The sequence below is a fragment of the Bacillus sp. IBL03825 genome (assembly GCF_024712505.1).
Classification (GTDB): Bacteria; Bacillota; Bacilli; order Bacillales; family Bacillaceae_G; genus Bacillus_A; species Bacillus_A wiedmannii.
Map to the genome: position 1 here is coordinate 604,500 of NZ_JAMXKE010000001.1, position 23,897 is coordinate 628,396.

Consider the following 23,897-nt stretch of genomic DNA (forward strand, 5'->3'; position numbering starts at 1 on the left):
GTTGTAAGGACAATCGTTTTATTTGTAATAAATGTGATTTTGAATATGGATTCAGAAATTTCTGTTGTTTTGAACTATAATTAGAAAGAGAGTGGTTTAGAAAGAAGGGGGATAATATGAAAAGAATTCTTGTTATTAGTGATATTCATGGAGAAATAGAAAAGTTCGAACAGTTATTAGAAGAAGCTCAATATGATGCAAGACAGGATCAATTGATTTTATTAGGGGATTATGTAGATCGTGGTCCCAATGCGCGTGCTGTAATTGAAAAGGTAAAAGCGTTAAAAGAAGAGGGAGCCCTCGTTCTAAAGGGTAATCATGAAGATATGATGATTAAAGCGTTAACGACTGATGAAGAACGTTCATGGAACCATTGGGTAAAAAGGAATGGTGGAGATAAGACTTTATACAGCTATGGCTTTGTAGATGAAGATATTGTAGTTAATGAAGAAGCCTTCCAAAAACCAATTTTACAATCGCATGTTTTAGAGGAACATGTAAAATTTATTCAAGAATTAGATCATTACATTGAAACAGAAGAGTATATATTTGTACATGCCGGTGTTGAGCCATTGAAGCGAGTTTCGGAATGTGAACCATATACGTTAATGTGGATACGTAATGAGTTTCATAGTGGGTATAGTGGTGAAAAGGTTGTTGTATTTGGTCATACGGAAACAAAAACGTTTCATGGTAGTGAGAATTGTGGCGTGTATTTTGGGAGTAATCGTATTATAGGGATTGATGGCGGTGCTGTATATGGTGGCCAGTTAAATTGTTTAGAATTGCCGAGTAAAAAGGTGTACGTAGTAAAAAGTTGAAAGAGATAAGGGGAATCTTATTTCTTTCAATTTTTTATTAAGAAAAATTTAAGGAAGAATTTTTATAATAAATCTTTCAAATTTTATATTGAGAAAAACGTTAAAATATAATTATAAATAGGATTGAACGATATGGTGGAAGGTGAGAATATGCGCTTACTCGTAGTAGAAGATAATGCTTCTTTATTAGAGTCTATTGTCCAAATATTACGCGATGAATTTGAAGTAGATACAGCATTGAATGGAGAAGATGGATTATTTCTAGCATTACAAAATATATATGACGCCATTTTGCTTGATGTGATGATGCCAGAAATGGACGGTTTTGAAGTAATTCAAAAAATACGTGATGAAAAGATTGAAACACCAGTCCTATTTTTGACAGCGAGAGATTCTTTAGAAGATCGCGTGAAAGGCTTGGACTTTGGTGGGGATGACTATATCGTTAAGCCATTTCAGGCTCCAGAGTTAAAAGCGAGAATTCGTGCTTTATTACGACGAAGCGGTAGTTTAACAACAAAGCAGACTATTCGTTATAAAGGGATTGAACTGTTCGGAAAAGATAAAGACGTTCAAGTAGATGGACAAAGCATGAAGTTAACATTAAAACAATATGAGCTTCTAGAGTACCTTGTTCAAAATAGCGGAAAGATTTTAATGCGTGAACAAATTTTTGATCGTGTTTGGGGATTTGATTCAGATACGACAGTAGCAATTGTAGAAGTGTATGTACATCATTTACGTAAAAAATTAGAGCCATTCGGTTATCAGAAAGATATTCAAACTGTTCGAGGTATTGGATATATATTAAAAGAACAATGAAAAAGGGAAGCATGTTTCAGAAAACACGCATTCGATTGACTATATTGAATTCATTAGTATTTATTATCTTGATAGGTGTATTAGGCAGTATCATTTATTCATACACATATAATCGTATTTATAATGAAGTGGATCAATCTATAAAAATGAAGGCTCAGTTTGGAAAAAAATTTGATGCTAAAATATTACCAAGAAAACGTATGGAGAACATTAAAATTGGAGATCCCCGGATAACTAAAATAACTTGGAATGGGAAAGTAGTAGAGATAGAGGGAGATAACCATAAATTTCGTTCTAGCTTTGAAGGGAATTTGGATCAGTTTTTCCCAAAGAAGTTAGGGGATTTGCAAGATATTGAAGTGCAAGGACGATATTTTAGAACCTTTGCGTTTAAAGAAGATGGGAAAATAGTTCAAATTGTACGCGATACAACAGCTGAAGAAGAGATGCTAAATACTTTATTTTTAATTCTTGTTATAGGTTGTAGCGTAGGAAGTTTATGTGCAATAGGAATTGGCTTTTTCTTAGCTGGCAGGGCACTCATACCCATTCAAAATTCATGGGAAAAACAGCAGCAATTCGTTTCGGATGCATCACATGAATTAAGGACACCACTTGCAGTTATTCAATCAAAAACGGATGTGTTATTTCAGTCACCATCTGCGACAATAGAAGAAAAAGCGATGGATATTTCTACGATTTCAAAGGAGTGTAGACGGTTATCTAAGCTTGTAACTAATTTATTATTGTTAGCACGTTCGGATTCTAATCAAATTGAGATGGATAAGAAAACATTTGAAATGGATAAATTGTTAGAAGAAATAGTAGATCCATATAAGGAAATTGCTTCATATCAAGAAAAAGAGATGATATTAAAAGTAGAACATGACATATCATTTATGGGTGATAGAGAGAGAATTCATCAAATGATGGTCATATTGTTAGATAATGCGATGAAGTATACAAATGGGGGCGGGCATATTCAAATCGATTGTACGCAAACGAGCAGCTCAATTCGTATACGGGTGAAAGATGACGGGATAGGGGTTAAAGATGAGGACATCCCAAAATTATTTGATCGTTTTTATCAAGGTGATAAAGCGAGAAGTGCGTCAGAAGGAGCGGGATTAGGCCTTTCAATCGCAAATTGGATTGTAGAAAAGCATTATGGGAAAATATTAGTAGAGAGCAAATGGGGAGAGGGTACTTGTTTTGAAGTGAATTTCCCTAAAAACCAAAGAATATAAGTGAGAAGACGATCTTGTTTTTACAAGGTCGTCTTTTTTTAAGGGAAAGTTAAGAAACTATTTATAACATGTATGATATACAGAAAGTTAGCCCTATGAAGAAGCGATTATAAAAAGGTATTTGAGCAGATTATATCGATCATAATGTTATTTCGATTATGTATAGGGAATGATGGAAAAGAAAGTGTAAGAGGGAGGAATTAATTTTGAAAAAGAAAATGATGACGGTATTCACTATTGGAGTAATGAGCTTAAGCATATTAGGGGGTGCCTCTCCTTCTGAAACATCACAAGGAAAGACAAATTACACGCAGCGCAGTAAAGAACAATTAAATAATGGGAAGATACATGCGGTGCATACAGAAGAAAAGGCGGAGAATCTAGGTATTGAAACGGAAGGGAAAGAACAAATTACGCTAGAAAAAGAAATTCATGAGACGGAAGTAGGAAGAGAAGCTGAACAGTTAGGAATTTCGATTGAAGGAAAAGACGTTGGAACTCTTTCAGAAGAAATCTATGAAACAAAAGTGAAGCAAGAAGCGTTAAAGCTAGGCATATCTATAGAGAATACAACGATTGTAAATTTAATTAATCAAATTAATACGATTAAAATTAATGATGAAGCGGATAAATTAGGCATTTCGACAAATGGAAAAGAAATAGAAGACATTGCGGAAGAAATCTATGGAACGAAAGTAAGAGAGGAAGCAGGGAAGTTAGGTATTTCACAAAAAGGAAAAGAGATAGAAACGTTAGCGCAAGAAGTGTACGAACAAAAAGTGCAGGAAGAAGCAAAAAAATATCATATTGATTTGTATGGTAAAGATATATATCAAGTATTAAGCGAAATTAATGAACAAAAAGTGTTACAAATGGCAGATGAGCTTAATATGGATAAAATGAATATGAACGTTCAAGAACTAGCAGAAAAAATTAAAAAAAATCAGCCTGAAAAAGGAAAAGAACTAAATTTTGTACCGGTGATTCGCACGGATGCTGACGCGTTTTATTCTTATTTAACGAACTAAAAAGGGCGTGAGAGTGATACGGAGATGGAAGTGGTATATATGTATGGCTTTACTAGCTATAGCAGTATGGAATGTATATACAAATGGCATTACAAAGTATGTGGAGAAGTTAACATTCTTCAATATACAAAGCGGAAAAGAAGCAGATTTTAGTAATAATGATGAAAAGGTCATCTTATCAAATGTACCTTTAATTCAGCAATTACCAGAGCTAGATAGAGGCTGTGAAGTGACTAGCTTAGCGATGATGTTACAATATGCAGGCATTACAGTGGATAAGATGAAATTAGCAAATGAAATAAAGAAAGTTGATTTTATGAACGATGGTGTACGTGGGAATCCGAATGAAGGATTTGTAGGAAATATTTATACCTTTTCTGAATCTGGATATGGTGTATATCACGGACCACTTTTTCAATTAGCGAAAAAGTATTTACCTAATAAAGCTGTGGACTTAACAGGGAAGAGTATAGAAGAACTTTATAAGAGTGTAAAATCAGGACAACCGGTAGTTATGATTACGAATGCAAAATTTGCGCCATTAGATGAAGATGAATTTACTACATGGGAAACAAATAGCGGAGATGTTTCTATTACGTATAATGAACATTGTGTAGTACTGATTGGATACGATGAAGAATTTGTATATATTCGGGATCCTCTCGAGGATAGCCTAGATGTAAAAGTGCCGAGAGGAAAATTTGAAAAGGCATGGATGCAAATGGGGAGTCAGGCGATTAGTTATGTGAAAAGCTCTAAATGAATTAGTAAGGAAATAGATGTAAGGAACTGTAAGAGGAGTTTTTGTGGGTGTTTTTTGTCAAGAAATAAGAGAACTTCAGCTTATTATATAAGCTGAAGTTCTCTTATTTTTTATGATTAAATCTTTAGAAGTAGTGAATATGAAAAAATGCATAATTGACAAAAAAATTACATGTTATCATTATATATTGTTTTATATATGTTAATTGTATAAAATTACACAAGTATTCACATTACATAAAGGAGGCTTATTATGCAAAAAATATTTAACTGGGTTAAATGTATGAGTATCAAGAAAAAATTAATCATTTCATTTTTTCTTATTTTAACTATACCAGGACTTATTATCGGTGGTGTTTCATATCAAACTGCCAAAACAAATTTTGAACAACAAATTACAGGTAAAGCAAAGGAAAATATTTCTGTTTTAAATACTGTTATTTCTCAAAATATAGAAGAGAAATTTGTTGATGCGGCGTATTTTGCAGACGTCTTAACAGAGGATACATATCCAAACGGACAAGAAGAAATAGTAAGAACGAAGTTAGCGCAATATATAAAACTTCATCCAGAAGTAGAAGGTATTTATATTGGAACACAGACGGGAAAGTTTATAAGAGAACCATTTATCAAAATGGCTGATGGGTATAATCCAACAGATAGATCTTGGTATAAAGAAGCACATGAAAATAAAGGAAAAGTAATTGTTACTGCACCATATCAATCAGCATCTACTAAAAATATGGTAGTGACAATTGCTAAAGAAGTAAAAGATGGTAAAGGTGTTATAGGAATTAACTTAAATTTAGATAACATCTTAAAAATTTCCAAAATGATTAACATTGGTGAAAAAGGTTATGCAGTTATTCTAGATCAAAATAAGCAAATTGTTAGTCATCCATCTAGAAAACCAGGTGCAAAAGTTACTGATCCGTGGATTAAACCAATTTATGAAGAAAAACAAGGAAATGTGTCTTATACAGAACAAGGTGATAAAAAGAATTTAATCTTTGCAACAAATGAGAAAACAGGATGGAAAGTAGTTGGGGTTATGTTCGACGAAGAAATTACCCAAGCTGCGAATCCAGTATTTTATAAGACTTTGATTGTCATTGCTATCGCTATTGTATTTGGTAGTGTATTAATTTATTTTATTACAAAGTCTATTACAAGACCATTAAGAAAAATAGCTGACTCGGCCCATAAAATTAGTAAGGGAGATTTGACAGAGAAAATTACAATCCATTCCAAGGATGATATAGGGAAATTAGGGAATTCATTTAATGAAATGTCTGCCTCTTTACAAGATGTGATTACTCAAATTAGTTTTTCAGCAGAACATGTCGCTGCATCGGCTGAAGAGTTAACAGCGAGCGTACAGCAAGCAAATGATGCGACAGATCAAATTACAATTGCAATGGAACAAGTATCAGGTGGGGCTGAATCACAAAGTCAAGGTGTTGAAGAAGGTGCGGCTACATTACAACAAGTAAATACAGCAATTCAAGATGTAACTGGAAGCGCGGAATCAATTTCTATCTCCTCATTACATGCGAGAGAAAGAGCTGAAGAAGGGGAAGAATTGGTTGAACAAACAGCAAAACAAATGCAGTCTATTTCTAGATCGGTATCCGATTCAGATGCTATTATTAAACTTCTTGATGAGAAATCAAAGCAGGTAGGAGCTATTTCTGAAGCGATTCAAAACATCGCTACTCAAACGAACTTATTAGCTTTAAATGCAGCTATTGAAGCAGCAAGAGCAGGTGAACAGGGCCGAGGGTTTGCTATTGTAGCTGATGAGGTTAGAAAATTAGCGGAGCAATCAGGAGCATCATCTGGAGAGATTGCAAATTTAATTGCAGAAATTAAGGCGGATATTGAACATACTGTTAAGGCAATGGATAATGTGAATGGAGAAGTTCAACAAGGCCTTGATGTTGTAACGAAAACGAAAGCCAGTTTTACGGAAATTTTAAGTTCTACTACACATATTGTTTCTCAAGTTAATCAAATGGTAGAAACAACGAAGAGAATTGCTGGAGATGCAAATGAAGTGACAAATGCTATTGATGAAATTGCAGCGGCTGCAGAAGAAAATACAGCTAGTATGCAAAGTGTTGCTGCTTCAACAGAAGAACAAGTGAATTCAATGGAAGAAATTAGTTCAGCTTCGCAAAACTTAGCTGGGATGGCCGAAGAACTACAAGCGATGACTAGTAAATTTAAAGTATAATAACAGCAGATAAGTAAGGTGATATTATTTTCACCTTACTTATTTTTCTATTCAGCAATTAGGGGAGTCATTAACGGGATGAAAAAAAGAAAAAGACTATGGAATTTATGGAAAACGATTACATTGTTAGTTTGTACAGTTGTAATTTTTTCTTTACTTGTGACAGATATATTAATTAGTCATAATGTAGAACGGACGACGGAGGATAGCCAAGCAGAGAAAGCAAAAACAATTGCACACATTGTGGCGAATGATTCAATTGTAATCGATGGTTTGATTGGGAAGGCAGATACTTCTGCAATCCAAACGTATACAAATAGAATATTAAAAAACACAGGTGTTCAATTTATTGTAGTTATGGACATGAATGGAATAAGAAAATCACATCCAAATCCTCAAAAAATAGGCCATCATTTTATTGGGGGAGATGAAGGGCCTGCATTGAAAGGAAAGGAACATGTATCGCTGGCAGAAGGAACTTTAGGTATTTCAATGCGAGTGTTTGTACCTGTATTTTCTGAAACAGGTGAACAACTTGGAGCGGTGGCCGTTGGTATTTCAGCAGATAATGTAAAAGAGAGAGTTAAGGAAAGTAGACATATCATTTACATTGGTGTCGGAGTTGGAGTACTAGTCGGAATTATAGGAGCAATATTGCTAGCTAGACATATAAAGAAAAGTTTATTCGGTCTTGAACCTCACAGGATAGCGAAGATTCTTGAAGAAAGAAATACGATGCTACAATCTGTAAAGGAAGGTATTATTGCTGTAGATAAGGAAGCCAATGTAACTTTAATAAATAATGAGGCAAAACGATTGTTTAAGAAAAGTGGACTTGAAGAAGATTTTATCGGTAAAGATGTTGAGTTGTATATGCCTAATTCACGTATAAAAGAAATATTACAAACGGGAGAGGTACAATTAAACGAAGAACAAAATATTTATGGAATTACGATTGTGACGAATCGTGTTCCTTTATATGTAAAAGGAGAAATAGTTGGTGCAATTGCAACATTTCGTGATAAAACAGAGATTAGAAAATTAGCAGAAGAATTAACTGGTATTAGGCTATATGCGGAAGCATTACGGGCACAATCGCATGAATTTATGAATAAAATGCATGTCGTATTAGGGCTTACACATATGAAGCAGTATGAAGAATTACAAAAGTATATAAGCGGTATGGTATCAGAGCATCAATATGAAATTGGTGGGGTTATGAAAAGAATAAAAAGTCCAGTATTTGCTGGCTTTTTACTTGGAAAATTTAGCTATGCTAGAGAGAAAAACATAAAATTAATCATAAGTGAAGATTCTTACATGCCAGAAATGGATGATGAAAGTATTACTCATGAACTGATTACGATTGTCGGAAATTTAATTGATAATGCATTAGAGGCAGTGACGAATTGTGAGAAGAAGCAAGTTGAACTTGAGATACAATATGGGGATGCATTAATCATTACAGTACAAGATACGGGGAAAGGTATACCAGAAGAAGAAATAGGGGCATTATTTACGAAAGGTTATTCCACAAAGGGAGATAACCGTGGTTATGGTTTGTATCTTGTAAAAGAAAGTATACAGCGAATAAATGGGGAAATTCATATGCATTCATTAGTAGGAAAGGGAACAACGATAACAATTGAAATACCTAAAGGTAGGGATGAGAGGTAAATATGATTAAAGTTTTAATTGTAGAAGATGACCCGATGGTAGCAATGTTAAATACGCATTATTTAGAGCAAGTAGGAGGGTTTGAACTTGTTCAAGCAGTTAACTCCGTTAAAGAAGCGATAGAAGTATTAGAGGAATCACGAGTAGATTTAGTATTACTTGATATTTTTATGCCTGAAGAAACTGGATTTGAGCTTTTAATGTATATTCGGAACCAAGAAAAAGAAATCGATATTATGATGATTTCAGCTGTACATGATATGGGGAGTATTAAAAAAGCATTACAATATGGTGTAGTAGATTATTTAATTAAACCATTTACATTTGAACGATTTAAAAAGGCATTAACTATATATCGAGAAAAACTTACTTTCATGAAAGAACAACAAAAAATTAGTCAATCGGAATTAGATTCGTTAATTTTGCAAAAAGAAAAAAGAGAGCCTACGGTCACTAAAGAGCTTCCGAAAGGATTAACGAAGCAAACGATGCAATTAATTTGGCAGAAGATCGAGTCGCTGAATGGACGAGCGTTTACAACAGATGAAATGGCGCAATTAGTTGGAGTTTCAAGAGTTTCTATTCGAAAGTATGTAATGTTTTTGACTGAAATTGGAGTATTAGAAAACGAAATGGTGTATCAACACGTAGGAAGACCAGTGAGTAAATTAAGATGTATTGACAAAAATAAAATAGAGTTTTACGTATAAGCGACTTATTATAAGTCGCTTATACTTTTTTTAATTACAAAATCAATTACAAAACTTACAAAAACTATTTTTACTATTGAAAGCGTTTTAATATTGTTATTAAGAAAACAAGGGGGTGCCATATGGGAATTCAAAAGAATGTGGAAGCGGTATCATTTTCTGAAGGAAATGAAGTACAAAGAGAATCTTTCGCTTCTAAAATTATGAATGTAAAAATCGGTGTTATACCTTTACCGTTATATGTAGTATTGGCTGCTATTATTTATGGGGCATCTGTATATAATAAATTGCCAGCAGATATGATTGGTGGATTTGCAGTTATTATGATCATGGGTATTTTCTTAGGCGACATTGGAATGAGAATTCCAATTTTAAAAAATATCGGCGGTCCGGCAATACTTTCGTTATTTATTCCATCATTACTTGTATTTTTTAACTGGATGAATCCAGCTTCAATGGAAGCTGCGACTATGTTAATGAAAAAATCGAACTTTTTATATTTATATATTTCTTGTTTAGTAGTCGGAAGTATTTTAGGAATGAATCGTAAAGTGTTAGTACAAGGTTTCGTTCGTATGTTTATACCTTTAGTAGTAGGGACGTTAGCTTCGGTAGCGGTAGGATTATTGGTCGGTTCACTATTTGGATTTGAAATGAAGCAAACATTCTTCTTTATCATCGTACCAATTGTGAGTGGTGGTATAGGGGAAGGGATTTTACCATTGTCGCTAGCTTATAGTGATATTTTAAATGAATCATCAGCAACGTTTGTATCACAGCTTATTCCAGCGGCTATTATTGGAAATATGTTCGCAATCGTGAGTGCAGGGTATATGAAGCGTTTAGGTGAGAAGAAACCGGAGCTTAGTGGTAACGGTGTATTAGTGAAAACAGACAATCAGGCAGAGTTATTAAAAGAACAAAATACAGAGAAGCCAATTGACTTCTCATTAATGGGAGCAGGTTTATTAATTGCGTGTACGTTCTTTATCTTCGGAGGATTTGCTTCTAAGTTCATCGGTATTCCTGGGGCAATCATTATGATTTTCTCAGCAGCACTTGTGAAATACTTTAAATTAATGCCAGCAAAAATGGAGCAAGGAGCATTCCATTTATATAAATTCATTTCGAAGAATTTAACTTGGCCGTTAATGGTTGGACTAGGATTGCTATATATTCCGTTAAAAGACGTAGCAGCAGTTCTTTCAGTAGGATATGTTGTTGTGTGCGCATCAGTTGTTCTTACAATGGTAGCATCAGGTTTTCTTGTAGGGAAAGTGATGAAAATGTATCCAGTTGAATCAGCAATTGTAACTGGATGTCATAGTGGTTTAGGTGGAACTGGAGATGTTGCTATTTTATCAGCTTCAAATCGTATGGAATTAATGCCGTTTGCGCAAATTTCAACACGTTTAGGCGGGGCAGCAATGGTTGTAACAGCGACAATTTTATTAAAAATGTTTTCATGATCAAACAAGCTAGCTATATTCATATAGCTAGCTTGTCAAATTAAGGGGAGATTATAAGTATGTTAGAAAATCAAATTAATGAAAGATCATTGTTACTGCATAAAGAATTAGTAGGGAAAATTGAAATTACAAGTAAAGTAGAAGTAAATTCAGCGGATGATTTAAGCCTGACATATACACCAGGTGTAGCGGAGTCTTGCAAAGCAATTGCGGCGGATGAAGAAGCAGTGTATGACTATACGGCACGTGGTAATATGGTGGCAGTTGTCTCGGATGGAACAGCGGTACTTGGTTTAGGGAATATTGGACCGAAAGCAGCTATGCCTGTTATGGAAGGGAAGAGTATTTTATTTAAGAACTTTGCGAATGTAGATGCTTTCCCGTTATGTTTAGGTACGACTGATGTGGATGAAATCGTTACCCTTGTGAAAAATTTAGAGCCTACGTTTGCAGGAATTAACTTAGAAGATATTGCGGCACCACGTTGTTTTGAAATTGAAAAGCGATTAAAAGCAGAAACGAATATTCCTGTATTCCATGATGATCAACATGGAACCGCTATTGTCGTCTTAGCAGCTGTTATTAATGCATTAAAAGTTGTTAGCAAACAAATGGATAATGTGAAAATTGTTATTAACGGTGCGGGTTCGGCAGGGATTGCAATTGGAAAATTATTATTAAAGGCTGGTGCAAAGCACATTACGTTAGTTAGCTTAGAAGGTATTGTTTGTGAAGGTGAATCATGGATGAACGAAGCGCAAATTGAAGTTTCAAAAAAGACAAATCGAGAATATGTGCGTGGAACGTTAAAAGAAGCGATTCATCAAGCTGATATTTTTATTGGCGTATCTGCTCCTAACGTATTAACGAAAGAACTTGTACAAACGATGAATGAGAAAGCAATTGTGTTTGCTATGGCGAATCCAATTCCAGAAATCTTCCCAGAGGATGCATTAGAGGCTGGGGCAGCTGTAGTAGGAACCGGGCGCTCGGATTATGCGAATCAAGTAAATAATGTATTGGCGTTCCCAGGGATATTCCGTGGTGCGTTAGATGTGCGCGCGACTGATATTACAGAAGAGATGAAATTAGCGGCAGCATATGGGATCGCTAACATCATTACGGACGAAGAACGTAATGCGAATTATGTAATCCCGAATCCGTTAGATAAAAGAATTGTTCCAAGTGTTGCGGAAGCTGTAGCGAAAGCAGCTATTGATTCAGGTGTGGCGCAAATTATGAAAATACCAAGCTATTAATAGCTAAAAGCAGTGCCTAAAAAGGCACTGCTTTTTTGAGATAAGAAATCAAAATAATGAAGAAGTGTAAAATTATTTATTTGTGTGTCTTCACTATTTATTTAATTCCATTGCAACTTGTTTACGATTTACTAAAACCTCAGTTACTGCTACGATCACTTCTATCATTTTTTTCATCTCTCCTTGTGCCATTTCTTACTTTAAGTATAAGAGAAGAGAGATACTTACACTATCGAAGTATATGACGTAGAAATTACATTGTTGTAAGAAAGTGTTTTAGTTTTGTCACTTTACTCAGCAGTAATTACAAACTGATCATAATATTTTTCATTCACATATATATTTAATACCCATAATCCAGATGAAGGTAGTGACATAGTGAGAGGGAGTTCGTTTGTAGTAGAATCAATTGTATTTGAAGTAGTCCAAGTTGGTTTGGAAGTTTTTTGTTGAAAGAGTACGGGTGTTGGAGTTATTGATCCTTGTTTTAGTGCAATAATAGATAGTTTTCCAGTTGGCATTTCAGTATCTAAAAAGTACCACATCATTTCATTTTTTTCATTTGCGATAATAGGACTATCAGCCATTGCGATTTTTTCTTCGATGCCTTTTAAAGGTATTTTTTCTTGTATGAAGGAGGGTGTTTCTTCCCAATTTACATCTTTTAAAACGCTAAGATGAAAGAAGGAAGGTGCATTAACTTGAGTGGATGACGTTGCGATGGCTTCTTTTTTAAGTGCTTCTGAATCAGGTTGCGCTTGTGTGCATCCAGCGATGAGAAAAGAGAAAAGTAGCATAGTTCCGATTTTTTTCATGGTGTCACACTCCTAATTTTTATTGTTAGTGTAATTGTATTTGCTAGAAAGCGGGACAATTCCTTTAAAGTATAAAAAGAGGTCGTAAGTTTTGTACGACCTCTTTTGACATTTTCTATATTTGTTCAGTTGTAAAAGTCGGTTCATTTTCTTTTTGCGGCATCGTTAAGAAAATAACAGAAAGAACGATACATACGCCGCCTAATAATTGATATGCTCCAAAGGATTCATTTAGCCAAGCGATTGACACGATGGCAGCTACAAGTGGTTCAATGCTAGATAAAATGCTCGTTTCTGTTGCTGCTAAATATTTCAGACTACCGATATAAAGGAGGAAAGAAAGAGTGCCACTTATGATGATAAGAATAAGCATAGAAAAAGTTTTTGGTGTAAAAGTTTGTGAAAGCTGATTCCATTCAAACGAGCGATTACAAATAAGTAGGGCAATGCCACCGATTAACATCCCCCAGCCAATTACTACAGTTGTTCCGCATTCTTTAATAAGAGAAGCTGGATGAAGGGTATAAAATGCAAAGCCAATTGCTGTTAATAGGCCGAAAATAATGGCTTCTTTCGATAAAACAATATTTTCAATTGAACCGTTTGTAATAATAAAGTACGTTCCTGTTAGGGCAGTTATAATTGCGAGTAGTTGCATAGAAGCAGGGAATTTTCTTTGTCCAAATGGGACATAAATGGTAATAAGAACAGGACCTAGAAATTGAAATAATGTCGCTGTGACCGCATTACTAATATGAACTGTTTCGATAAAGGCATATTGTGCACCGAGCATACCGAGAATAGAGAAAATAATAAGTTGTATAGCATATCTCGGATGTTTCCAAATTTGAAATATGTTTTGTTTCTTTATAAGTAAGAAAGATAAAATAAATATTCCCGCAAGCAACAAGCGAATTGTTAAAAAATCAATTGATGATACGTTAGTATGTTGAAATAGCCACTGAATCATCGGGCCAGATAATCCCCATAAGGTAGCTCCTGTAATAATCATAATGAGTCCAATCCGTCTATTGTTGTTCATGATCATGCATCCCCTCTCGAGTATTTGATTTTTTATGTGTGACATGATACAAGGAATTATATATAACTTCTGGTACTGTAAAAAGTATCAGATTTTAGTTTTATTAAGGGGTCAGATATTATGTTAGAATTAACGCCTAATTTAAATACGAAAAGTAAAATAGCATTGTATGTGCAATTGTATGAGTATATAAAAAAAGAGATTAAAGATGGAACGATTCCGGCTTTTACAAAATTACCTGCTAAAAGAAAGCTGGCGAGCTATTTACAAGTGAGTAAGAATACAGTAGAAGCAGCTTACGAGCAATTACTTGCAGAAGGTTATATTGAATCGGCATCGAGAAAAGGTTATTTTGTATGTAAAATTGAACAAATGATTTATGTAGAAGGAAGCGAAGCGAAAGTAGAAGAAGTACCGTTTCGGGAGGAGAACTATAAATTTGATTTCACCCAAACAGGAGTTGATACGAATACTTTTCCGTTCACTATGTACCGTAAGCTTATAAATGATGTATGGCAGCCGCATAATAATGAGTTGCTTTTTCTTGGACACCCTCAAGGGGAATTGAGCTTAAGGGAGGAAATTGCGAGCTATTTGTATGAATCTAGAGGTGTGCGTTGTTCAGCTAGTCAAATTGTATTAGGGGCGGGAACACAAATATTAGTGAAGTTACTTTTTCAGTTGTTGAAGGGAAGTAACTATGCGGTTGAAAACCCGGGTTATCATAGGAAAATGGTCGTTTTTGAACAGGGAGAAAAGAAGGTTCAAATGTTGTCTTTAGATAGGGACGGAATTTGTATGGCAGATTTAGAAAATAGCGATGCAAATGTTGTATTTGTTACACCTTCTCATCAATTCCCATATGGAATGATTATGCCTATTACGAGAAGGACGCAGCTTTTACAATGGGCGAAGAAAGAAGAAGGCAGGTATATTATTGAAGATGATTACGATAGTGAATTTCGTTATTCAGGAAAGCCAATTCCGGCACTGCAAGGATTAGATACAGATGGGAAAGTTATTTATATGGGGACGCTATCAAAAGCGTTGTTACCCTCATTACGGATGAGTTATATCGTATTACCGAAGAATGTAATTGAAAAGTATCAAAAGGAATATTTATTTTATACGCAAAGTGTTTCAAGAATGGACCAAGAAGTGATAAGAAGGTTTTTCAATGAAGGCTATTGGGAAAAACATATTCATAAAATGCGTGTCGTTTACCGAAAAAAGAGGGATCGACTTGTTTTTGAAATAGAGAAGTATTTCTCTAATCGTGTTGAAGTGATAGGAGAAGATTCTGGATTACACATTTTATTACAAGTGCATAATGGAATGCGAGAAGAAGAACTAATTCAAGAAGCTGCGAAATATAGTATTAAAATATATCCTGTTTCTACGTACTATAAAGACGGTACTGCGCCTGAAAATGTAGTTTTACTTGGGTTTGCGATTTTATCAGAAGAAGAAATTGCGAAAGCGATTCAATTATTACATAAGGCATGGTATACAAGAAAGTAAAAAAACATCCTCCAAGCATGAGGATGTTTTTTATTATTTATTTTCATCTAAGAATAAGACCATATGCTCTTCGTCCCAATATTGTCCGTTATATTTTAATGAACGTTCTTGCACACCGAATGTTTTAAATCCTAATGATTCATAAAGTTTCTTCGCACCATCGTTGCCAACAACAACATCAAGCATAACTTGTTCTACTTCTAAAGATTTAGCAAGTTCAAGACATTCTTTAATAAGTGCTTTTCCTGCTCCAAGTCCGCGTGCTTTTGGAGACACATATACAGAACCGATTTTAGCTTTATGTTCTTGTTTTACATATGGTTTCGTTTCCAGCGTTGCAACTCCGATTAATTGTCCATCTTTAAATGCACCTAGTGTATAGTTTTCATCTTGTGCTAATTTTTGTGCTTTATATTCAATCGCACACTCTTTATTAATAATATCTTCATAAGAAGAGCTGAAAGCTTCAGGGTTTTGCTTTAATCCTTCTACACGAAGTTCTAAGTAAATTTCTGCTTCGTCTTTTGTTAATACATGGATATCCAATTATATCACCCTCCAAATCTTTGCAAATGTAACTTTATTTTATATTGAAATAAGAATAATTTCAAAAGGTTAGCTTATATGAGCTGATTTTATGAACAAAATAACACCAGTAGTGTTTACTACTACTGGTGTTTTCACACGCATCTTATTCAAATGGTAGCTTGATTCTAAAGTTTGTCCCTACTCCTAATTGGCTTGTTACTAGAATGGAACCGTTATGCAATTCTACAATTTCTTTTGCAACAGCTAGCCCGATACCTTTTCCTCCAGTAGCTCTCGTTCTGGATTTATCAACACGATAAAAACGATCAAAAATATGTGAGATATCTTCTTCAGGAATACCTTCTCCTTCATCGTCTACATTTATTGTAAAAGAATCTGTTTCCGTGAGTACACGTATCGTAATAGATGTGTTTTCTGGTGAATGTTGATAAGCATTGTGTAATAAATTTAACATAACTTGTTCCATACGTCTTTCGTCTATGCAAACTTCTAAATCATCTTTGCAATATACATGGAGTTGCATTTGTTTGTTAGTTAATGTTGTTTTTGTTTTTTCAACCATTCGTTCTAAAAATGGTTTAAGGATCACTTTTTGTTTTTTTATAACAAACTGATGTTGTTCTAATTGCACTAGCATAAATAAATCTTGGACGAGATCGGTTACACTATCTGTTTCATCCTCAATGATCTGTAAGTATTCTTCACGCTCTTCTTTCGTTAAAGAATCCCTCTTTGCTACCTTCGCATAACCTTTCATATAGGTCAATGGAGTTAATAGTTCATGGGCAACACTAGCGAGAAATTCATTTCTTTCTTTTTTCATATAAGTCAGTTCACTGGATAAATCTTCGATCGTTTTTGCTAAGCTGCCAAGCTCATCATTCCGTTTAATACCTAATTGAATTGGTGTATTTAATTTTGACATTTTTTCTGTTGCCCTCTTCATTTTTATAAGTGGTTCTGTAATAACACGAGAAAAAACAAAGACAGAAATAGTCGTTAAAATAATTGTCACAACACTAATGATAAGAAATTGATTCATGAGTTTAAGTAACATATTTTCTAAGAAAGATGTTTTTAATAACATATATAACTTTCCTTGAAACTCTTCTGTGTTAAGTGGGCTTACCGTTGTGATGAATTTTGATTTTTTCCAGTTCTTTTCGACAATTAATCCGCCTTTTGGAATAGGTTCTGTTTTACAAGTAAGTTGTTTCTGCATTGCCTTTGTTACGGGTTCTGAAGTGGAAATAATTTTGCCATTATTGTCTGTTAGTATGATAGCTATATCAGAGTTAGCAATTAATTCTGATTCTACTAAGTGTGCAGCTGCATCCGCGATATCGAAATCTGGATACATAGGACGGTTAGGGTTTTTATTGTATTCAGCGCGTTCGGGGTGTTGCTTTTCTTTAGCAATTGCATTCCACTTTGTGCGGCTTGTAATTTTTTTACTATAGCGATTACCTTTTTCTAAAAGAGCAAGTGTTTCTTCCTCAATCCGCATTGTTGAAATGCTTTTGTAAAAAGATACGAAAGCAATTGTTTCAATACATAAAGCTAATATTAAAAAGTATGTCCCAATTTTAAGGGAAAGTTTACTCATTTTCTCACCATACCTTATTCATAATAAACGGTCAGTGGTATGGTATTTCCACTGACCGAAGTAATTATTCACATTTCCATTTATATCCGACTTTATAGACGGTTTCTAAGTAATTTTCAATTGGAAATCCTTTTTTACGTAATTTATCACGGATATTGCGAATATGTGAATCGATTGTTCTATATTCGATGTCTGTTTCATAGCCCCAAATTTTCTCGATTAAATCATCTCGGCTATAAGCACGGTTTGTATTTTGTAAAAATAGTCCAAGTAACGAAAATTCAATAGGAGTTAGTGAGATTTTTTCGTCATAAACTGTGACAGTATGTTTCGTTTTATCCCACTCGATACCATTGAAGCTAACGAAGCCGTCTTTCTTTGTACGACGTAATATAGCCTCGATTCTTGCGACTAATACATGCTCATCAAATGGTTTTGTAATATAGTCGTCCGCGCCCATAGTGAGGCCTTTCACCATATCGTAATTTTGATTACGAGCTGTTAGCATAATAATTGGAACGTTGGAAATTTGACGGATTTGATAGCAAGTATCCCATCCATCCATATTCGGCATCATAACATCTAACAAAATAATATCGAAGTCTTTTTGTTCTATTAACTTTAGTGCTTCAAGGCCAGAGGTAGCTTTCATACAAAAATAGCCGCGAGGGCTTAAGAAAAGATCTAATAATCGTAACATGCGTTCTTCATCGTCTACTAATAAAATTTTTACCATTATCTTGTGCACCCCAAACTGTTCATTCTACTTGTATAGTTTACATGAAAATAATAAAAAACTCTTTTTATGTGATTGAGTGGAAGAGTTATTTTTCGCTCAGAGTAATTGACATAAAAAATGCACTAGTTTTGCACAACTATTTTTTATAATAGAAAACGTAGCGACACAAAATACCCTATGTTGCGACATAACGTCATGTCATTTTATTTATAAAATGACAATTCCATTCTATTGTGTATGTGAGATAGAGAGGGTTTTCGTATTCACCTCGCATCGGATAAGAAAAATTTCCTATCTCACACTTTTTTTAAAAGGAGATCATACACATGAATCCAAAAGAAGAAATTTCAAAAAAAGAAAAGCAAGATCGTAATACGGTTGTCATGTGCATTGCCGTATCTATGGTTATTATTATAAGTTGTGTAAATAAAATTTTGGGGATTTTATAATATAAAAAAGCTTATTGCTTCTTAAGAAGCAATAAGCTTTTTTCATTATTAGGGAAATAGTTCTATATAATAAACCAAGGTAAAATTGCTAACCCAGAAGTTACAATTGCTGTAGTAAATATTAAAAGCATAGCTCGTTTGTTTTGTTTCATGTCACATTCTCCTCTACCTATCAATTGAATGCTATACGTTCATTTCATAATTGATGCCTTACTAATTAAAGTTTCACTTTATACTTTTAGTATAATGAATGGAAAGGTTTGGTACGATCGATAAAGGTGACATGAAGATTACATTGTTGTAATGAAAAAAGCACCTTTCTTAATCAAAAGGTGCTTTTAACTATATTGAAGTATTAATCATTTAAGAATAGAACCATATGTTCCTCGTCCCAATATTGACCGTTATGTTTTAATGAACGTTCTTGTACGCCGTAAGTTTGGAAACCTAATGACTCATATAATTTTTTTGCCGCATCGTTACCAACTACAACATCGAGCATAAGTTGTTCTACATGTAGTTTATCGGCATTTTCAATAATTGCTTTAATTAGAGCTCGTCCTGCGCCAAGGCCACGCGCTTTTGGGGAAACAAAAACGGAACCGATTTTTGCTTTATGTTCTTGTTTAATGAAAGGCTTTGTTTCTAAAGTAGAAATGCCGATTAAATCGTTATCTTTGAAGACCCCTAGAGTATACTTATCCGGATTGCTTAATCGTTTTGCCATAGCAGCTACAGGATCCTCATGTTTAAGAACATCTTCATAAGAAGAGCTAAAAGCTTCTGGGTTCTTCGTTAAACCTTCCATACAAACTTTTAAATATATTTCTGCGTCCTCTGTCGTTAATAAGCGAATTTCCATAGTTATAACCTCCTTGGTCGATTTCAAATAAAATAAATCCATTACTTCTATAAGATTGTGTATGCGTTTTGTTAGCAGTCTCTTTTAATTTGTAAAAGAATGAAAAGATATATGCTACAATGTTTTATTTTTAATATGTAATGAAATTATATATTAACTTCATTAACTATTCAAGTCTTTAATATATTACATTTTTATAACTAAAATAACTCCTCAACCGAGGAGTTATTTTAGTTATTCGATTGATAACCATCAATTCGATGTGGATGTGTGTAAATATTGCAAGATTCATTTCTAATAAATCCTACGACTGTAATGCCTAAATCATGAGCGAGTTGTAATGCTAATTTTGTTGGAGCGGATTTAGATAGAACCATTTCACATCCGATTTTTGAAACTTTTAGTAAAATTTCGGATGAAATACGCCCGCTAAATGCGATGATTTTTCCTTTAACGGATATATCGTTGCGTAAACAATGACCATATATTTTATCTAATGCATTATGTCTTCCAATATCCATTCTTGATAGGAGGATATTGTTTCGATCACATAGCGCGGTATTGTGAACCCCGCCGGTTTGGCGAAAGGTAGTGGAAGATTGTTGTAAAGTATTCATTAAGTAAAAGCATTCTTCAGGAGTAATTTTTACATGTATATCATGTAAATCTTTTGCTTTTGCTGCATCGTTAACGAAAATAAAGCCTTGTCTACCTTTTCCGCAGCAAGAAGTGATGTATCGTTTATTATATAAAGTTTGATAGAGTGGATTTATTTTTGATGATGTTACATGGACAATTCCGTTATCTTTTTGCACCCATAGTTCTTCAACATCTTTATAGTAAGCAATAATTCCTTCAGAAATTAAAAAACCAATTACCATATCTTCAATATAATTTGGTGTGCATACAACTGTTACATATTCTTCACCATTTAATTTAATGGTAATAGGAGATTCTGTAACAATCTCATCCAGTTGTTTTGAAAATGTACCAGATTGATAGCGTACAATTGTATAAGTCTCTTGCGTAGGCCCCATATTTAATTCCCCTTTTATATGTATTTCTCTCCCATATTTATCATAAAACAATGGGGAAATAAAAACACCTATTAGCAAGGAAATCACAGATTATTTTGGTTATTATTGTATATGTACGATATAATAGAACCGTAGAATAGTGATATTTTCAGGCTTTCGTAGTTATACCTTATAACATCTAGAATCGGCTTCATAAGAAAAGTATTCGGGCAGAGCGTTTCAAAAATATGTACAGTAATGCGATTTTGAAAACGGATTCATAATTGTGTTGTACAGTTGGTTGTAAGGAGAGGGGAAACTATGGCAGAACAGACAGTCCGTGTAACCGTGGATGGTAAAGAATTTTCCACATCGGGTGAAAAGACGATACTACAATTATTTAACGAGAGTAATTTGGAACATCCTCAAATTTGTCATGTACCAGAAGTAGATCCAATTCAAACTTGTGATACGTGTATTGTAGAAGTAAATGGGAAGTTATTACGTGCTTGTTCAACGAAATTAGAGAGCGGTATGCATATCGAAAGACAGTCTCAGCGTGCGAAAGAGGCACAGACTGAGGCAATGGATCGAATATTAGAGAATCATTTATTGTATTGTACCGTTTGTGATAACAATAATGGTAACTGTAAAGTCCATAACACGGTACATATGATGGAAATTGAAGAACAGAAATATCCGTATGAGCCGAAAGTAAGTGCTTGTGAAGTGGATACGTCACATCCGTTTTATCGGTATGATCCAAATCAATGTATTGCTTGTGGACAGTGTGTAGAAGTATGTCAAAACTTACAGGTTAATGAAACTATATCGATAGACTGGAACTTAGATCGTCCACGTGTTATATGGGATCATGGTGTAAGCATAAATGACTCATCTTGTGTAAGTTGTGGGCAGTGTGTAACAGTATGTCCATGTAATGCGTTAATGGAAAAAACAATGCTAGGTGAAGCTGGGTTTATGACTGGATTAAAATCAGATGTGTTAGATCCAATGATTGATTTTGTAAAGGATGTAGAGCCTGGATATAGTAGTATTTTAGCGGTTTCAGAAGTAGAGGCTGCGATGCGTAAGACGAAAGTTAATAAAACAAAAACAGTTTGTACATTTTGTGGTGTCGGTTGTTCCTTTGAAGTATGGACAAAAGATCGCCATATATTAAAAGTGCAACCTGTTTCAGATGCACCTGTTAATGGTATTTCCACATGTGTAAAAGGTAAATTTGGATGGGACTTTGTAAATAGTGAAGATCGAATTACGAAGCCATTAATTCGCCAAGGGGATATGTTTGTTGAATCTTCATGGGAAGAAGCATTAGAAGTTGTTGCTTCTAACATGCAGCATATTAAATCTGAATATGGCAGCGATGCATTTGGGTTCATTTCTTCATCGAAAGTAACGAATGAAGAAAATTACCTTATGCAAAAACTAGCCCGACAAATATGTGGAACGAATAATGTGGACAACTGTTCTCGTTATTGTCAATCTCCAGCGACAGACGGTTTATTTAAAACTGTCGGTATGGGCGGGGATGCTGGAACAGTGAAAGATATAGCTGAAGCAGGCCTTGTTATTATCGTTGGTGCGAATCCAACAGAAGGACACCCTGTACTTGCGACGAGAGTAAAACGTGCTCATAAATTACACGAGCAAAAACTGATTGTAGCAGACCTTCGTAAACATGAAATGGCAGAGCGTGCGGATTTATTTATTCATCCGCGCCAAGGTACGGATTACGTATGGCTTGCTGGTATTACGAAATATATTATTGATCAAGATTGGCACGATAAAAAGTTTTTAGCTGAAAATGTGAAGAACTTTGATGAATATAGCAAAATGTTAGAAAAGTATACGCTCGATTATACAGAAGAAATTACGGGGATTTCTAAAACTCAGTTAAAAGAAATGGCCCGTATGGTATATGAAGCAGATGGTACTTGTATACTTTGGGGAATGGGTGTAACGCAAAATACAGGAGGAAGTACGACATCAGCAGCAATTTCAAATTTACTACTTGTTACGGGTAACTATCGTCGTCCTGGTGCAGGTGCATACCCATTACGAGGACATAATAACGTACAAGGTGCTTGTGATATGGCAACATTACCAAACTGGCTTCCTGGTTATCAAGCAGTATCAGATGATACGCTGCGTGCGAAATTTGAAAAAGCATACGGTACAACTATTCCGAAAGCACCAGGATTAAATAATATTGCAATGTTACTTGCAGCGGAAGAAGGAAAACTACGCGGTATGTATGTCATGGGTGAAGAAATGGCTTTAGTCGATTCAAATGCGAACCATGTGCAACACATTTTATCGAATTTAGACTTCCTCGTTGTTCAAGATATGTTCTTATCAAAAACAGCTCGTTTTGCTGATGTTATTTTACCGGCAGCACCAAGTTTAGAAAAAGAAGGAACGTTTACGAATACAGAGCGCCGTATTCAAAGATTATATGAAGTATTGAAACCACTAGGTGATTCCAAACCAGACTGGTGGATTTTGCAAAAAGTTGCTCGTGCACTGGGCGGGGATTGGAATTACGAAAGTCCAAGTGAAATTATGGACGAAATCGCATCACTTGCACCGTTATACTCTCAAGCGACGTATGACCGTCTAGAAGGATGGAATAGTTTATGTTGGGGTAGTCATGATGGTAGCGATACACCGCTATTATATGTAGACGGATTTAACTTCCCAGATAAACTTGCTCGTTTATCATTAGATGAATGGGTACCACCGGTTGTAGCGCCAGATGAGTATGATTTACTGTTAAATAATGGACGCATGCTAGAACATTTCCATGAAGGGAATATGACAAATAAATCAGCTGGTATTTTATCTAAAGTATCTGAAGTATTCGTTGAAATTTCACCTGAACTCGCTATAGAGCGCAATGTGAAAGATGGTGGTCTTGTAGAATTAGCATCACCATTTGGAAAAATTAAAGTACAAGCGCTTATTACTGACCGTGTAACGGGGAAAGAGCTATATTTACCGATGCATGCAACGATAAATGAAGAAGCGATTAATATTTTAACGGGGACGGCAACAGACCTTTATACGTGTACACCAGCATATAAACAAACGATGGTGAAAATGCGTGTGTTACGTGAAAAAGGAAATCGTCCGTTACCATCTTCAAACCCGCGAGATAAAAAGCGTAATCCGCAAAATGGTGTTGAAATCGAGCAAAAATGGCAAAGAAAACAATACGTATCACTTGTGGACTAGGGGGCGGAG

The 23,897-nt window shown here is 34.7% G+C and carries 20 protein-coding genes and 1 pseudogene; 14 read left to right on the forward strand and 7 right to left on the reverse strand.

All coding sequences use genetic code 11. From position 1 onward, the window contains the following. Positions 1–116: 116 nt before the first annotated feature. From NHG49_RS03215 to NHG49_RS03260, 11 genes and pseudogenes are all read left to right on the forward strand, one after another. On the forward strand, positions 117–821 hold the full coding sequence (locus NHG49_RS03215; RefSeq protein WP_078183462.1) for a metallophosphoesterase family protein: 705 nt from the start codon (positions 117–119) through the stop codon (positions 819–821). Between the two features lie 150 nt (positions 822–971). Beyond that, positions 972–1,643: a response regulator transcription factor gene (locus NHG49_RS03220; RefSeq protein WP_001238626.1), complete on the forward strand. Its 672-nt coding sequence runs from the start codon at positions 972–974 to the stop codon at positions 1,641–1,643. Continuing rightward, positions 1,640–2,890, forward strand: a complete 1,251-nt coding sequence (locus NHG49_RS03225) for a sensor histidine kinase (RefSeq protein ID WP_078183463.1) — start codon at positions 1,640–1,642, stop codon at positions 2,888–2,890. The genes NHG49_RS03220 and NHG49_RS03225 overlap by 4 nt, the downstream gene beginning before the upstream one ends. Positions 2,891–3,096: 206 nt before the next feature. Continuing rightward, positions 3,097–3,918 (forward strand): transporter, encoded by an 822-nt coding sequence (locus NHG49_RS03230; RefSeq protein ID WP_078183464.1) that lies wholly within the window; start codon positions 3,097–3,099, stop codon positions 3,916–3,918. Positions 3,919–3,931: 13 nt separating this feature from the next. Further along, positions 3,932–4,681, forward strand: coding sequence for a C39 family peptidase (locus NHG49_RS03235; protein ID WP_142289316.1), 750 nt, complete (start codon positions 3,932–3,934; stop codon positions 4,679–4,681). Positions 4,682–4,963: 282 nt separating this feature from the next. Then, positions 4,964–5,977 (forward strand): annotated as a pseudogene (locus tag NHG49_RS31880) (HAMP domain-containing protein); the annotation flags it as partial. Positions 5,978–6,097: 120 nt separating this feature from the next. Beyond that, complete coding sequence (locus NHG49_RS31885; protein ID WP_433848330.1) at positions 6,098–6,916, forward strand: methyl-accepting chemotaxis protein; 819 nt, start codon at positions 6,098–6,100, stop codon at positions 6,914–6,916. Between the two features lie 78 nt (positions 6,917–6,994). Further along, the gene (locus tag NHG49_RS03245) at positions 6,995–8,593 is read left to right on the forward strand and encodes a sensor histidine kinase (protein WP_064477137.1); all 1,599 of its coding nucleotides are present in this window, start codon (positions 6,995–6,997) and stop codon (positions 8,591–8,593) included. Between the two features lie 2 nt (positions 8,594–8,595). Further along, complete coding sequence (locus NHG49_RS03250) at positions 8,596–9,303, forward strand: response regulator (RefSeq protein WP_048541629.1); 708 nt, start codon at positions 8,596–8,598, stop codon at positions 9,301–9,303. A gap of 122 nt (positions 9,304–9,425) precedes the next feature. Beyond that, on the forward strand, positions 9,426–10,772 hold the full coding sequence (locus NHG49_RS03255; protein ID WP_000512725.1) for a 2-hydroxycarboxylate transporter family protein: 1,347 nt from the start codon (positions 9,426–9,428) through the stop codon (positions 10,770–10,772). A gap of 59 nt (positions 10,773–10,831) precedes the next feature. Beyond that, positions 10,832–12,031, forward strand: a complete 1,200-nt coding sequence (locus tag NHG49_RS03260; RefSeq protein WP_098102959.1) for an NAD(P)-dependent malic enzyme — start codon at positions 10,832–10,834, stop codon at positions 12,029–12,031. 290 nt (positions 12,032–12,321) lie between these two features. On the opposite strand, the gene NHG49_RS03265 is transcribed toward NHG49_RS03260, so the two are convergent. Both NHG49_RS03265 and NHG49_RS03270 read right to left on the reverse strand, forming a co-directional pair. Next, positions 12,322–12,846 (reverse strand): DUF4871 domain-containing protein, encoded by a 525-nt coding sequence (locus NHG49_RS03265; RefSeq protein WP_064477133.1) that lies wholly within the window; start codon positions 12,844–12,846, stop codon positions 12,322–12,324. A 115-nt stretch (positions 12,847–12,961) separates the two neighbouring features. Beyond that, positions 12,962–13,888 carry a DMT family transporter gene (locus NHG49_RS03270; RefSeq protein ID WP_098102960.1) on the reverse strand — a complete coding sequence of 309 codons (927 nt, stop codon included), beginning with the start codon at positions 13,886–13,888 and terminating at the stop codon, positions 12,962–12,964. Positions 13,889–14,008: 120 nt separating this feature from the next. On the opposite strand from NHG49_RS03270, the gene pdxR reads away from it, so the two are divergent. Beyond that, positions 14,009–15,409, forward strand: a complete 1,401-nt coding sequence (pdxR, locus tag NHG49_RS03275; protein ID WP_064477131.1) for a MocR-like pyridoxine biosynthesis transcription factor PdxR — start codon at positions 14,009–14,011, stop codon at positions 15,407–15,409. Between the two features lie 33 nt (positions 15,410–15,442). Here pdxR and NHG49_RS03280 read toward each other — a convergent pair whose 3' ends face one another. From NHG49_RS03280 to NHG49_RS03290, 3 genes are all read right to left on the reverse strand, one after another. Next, entirely contained in the window at positions 15,443–15,955 is a 513-nt protein-coding gene (locus NHG49_RS03280; RefSeq protein WP_000351216.1) for a GNAT family N-acetyltransferase, read from the reverse strand. Between the two features lie 145 nt (positions 15,956–16,100). Then, positions 16,101–17,564: a sensor histidine kinase gene (locus NHG49_RS03285; RefSeq protein ID WP_064477130.1), complete on the reverse strand. Its 1,464-nt coding sequence runs from the start codon at positions 17,562–17,564 to the stop codon at positions 16,101–16,103. Positions 17,565–17,628: 64 nt separating this feature from the next. Then, positions 17,629–18,300 (reverse strand): response regulator transcription factor, encoded by a 672-nt coding sequence (locus tag NHG49_RS03290; protein WP_064477129.1) that lies wholly within the window; start codon positions 18,298–18,300, stop codon positions 17,629–17,631. Between the two features lie 329 nt (positions 18,301–18,629). Between NHG49_RS03290 and NHG49_RS03295 the strand changes: the two genes are divergently transcribed. Next, on the forward strand, positions 18,630–18,752 hold the full coding sequence (locus NHG49_RS03295; protein WP_001068388.1) for a hypothetical protein: 123 nt from the start codon (positions 18,630–18,632) through the stop codon (positions 18,750–18,752). A gap of 355 nt (positions 18,753–19,107) precedes the next feature. Here NHG49_RS03295 and NHG49_RS03300 read toward each other — a convergent pair whose 3' ends face one another. Continuing rightward, positions 19,108–19,614, reverse strand: a complete 507-nt coding sequence (locus tag NHG49_RS03300) for a GNAT family N-acetyltransferase (protein ID WP_000405878.1) — start codon at positions 19,612–19,614, stop codon at positions 19,108–19,110. 230 nt (positions 19,615–19,844) lie between these two features. Beyond that, a complete protein-coding gene (fdhD, locus tag NHG49_RS03305) occupies positions 19,845–20,651 on the reverse strand; it encodes a formate dehydrogenase accessory sulfurtransferase FdhD (RefSeq protein ID WP_098275189.1) in 807 nt (268 codons plus the stop codon). 300 nt (positions 20,652–20,951) lie between these two features. Here fdhD and fdhF point away from each other — a divergent pair, with 300 nt between their 5' ends. Further along, positions 20,952–23,888 (forward strand): formate dehydrogenase subunit alpha, encoded by a 2,937-nt coding sequence (fdhF, locus tag NHG49_RS03310; protein ID WP_154131634.1) that lies wholly within the window; start codon positions 20,952–20,954, stop codon positions 23,886–23,888. Positions 23,889–23,897 lie beyond the last annotated feature (9 nt).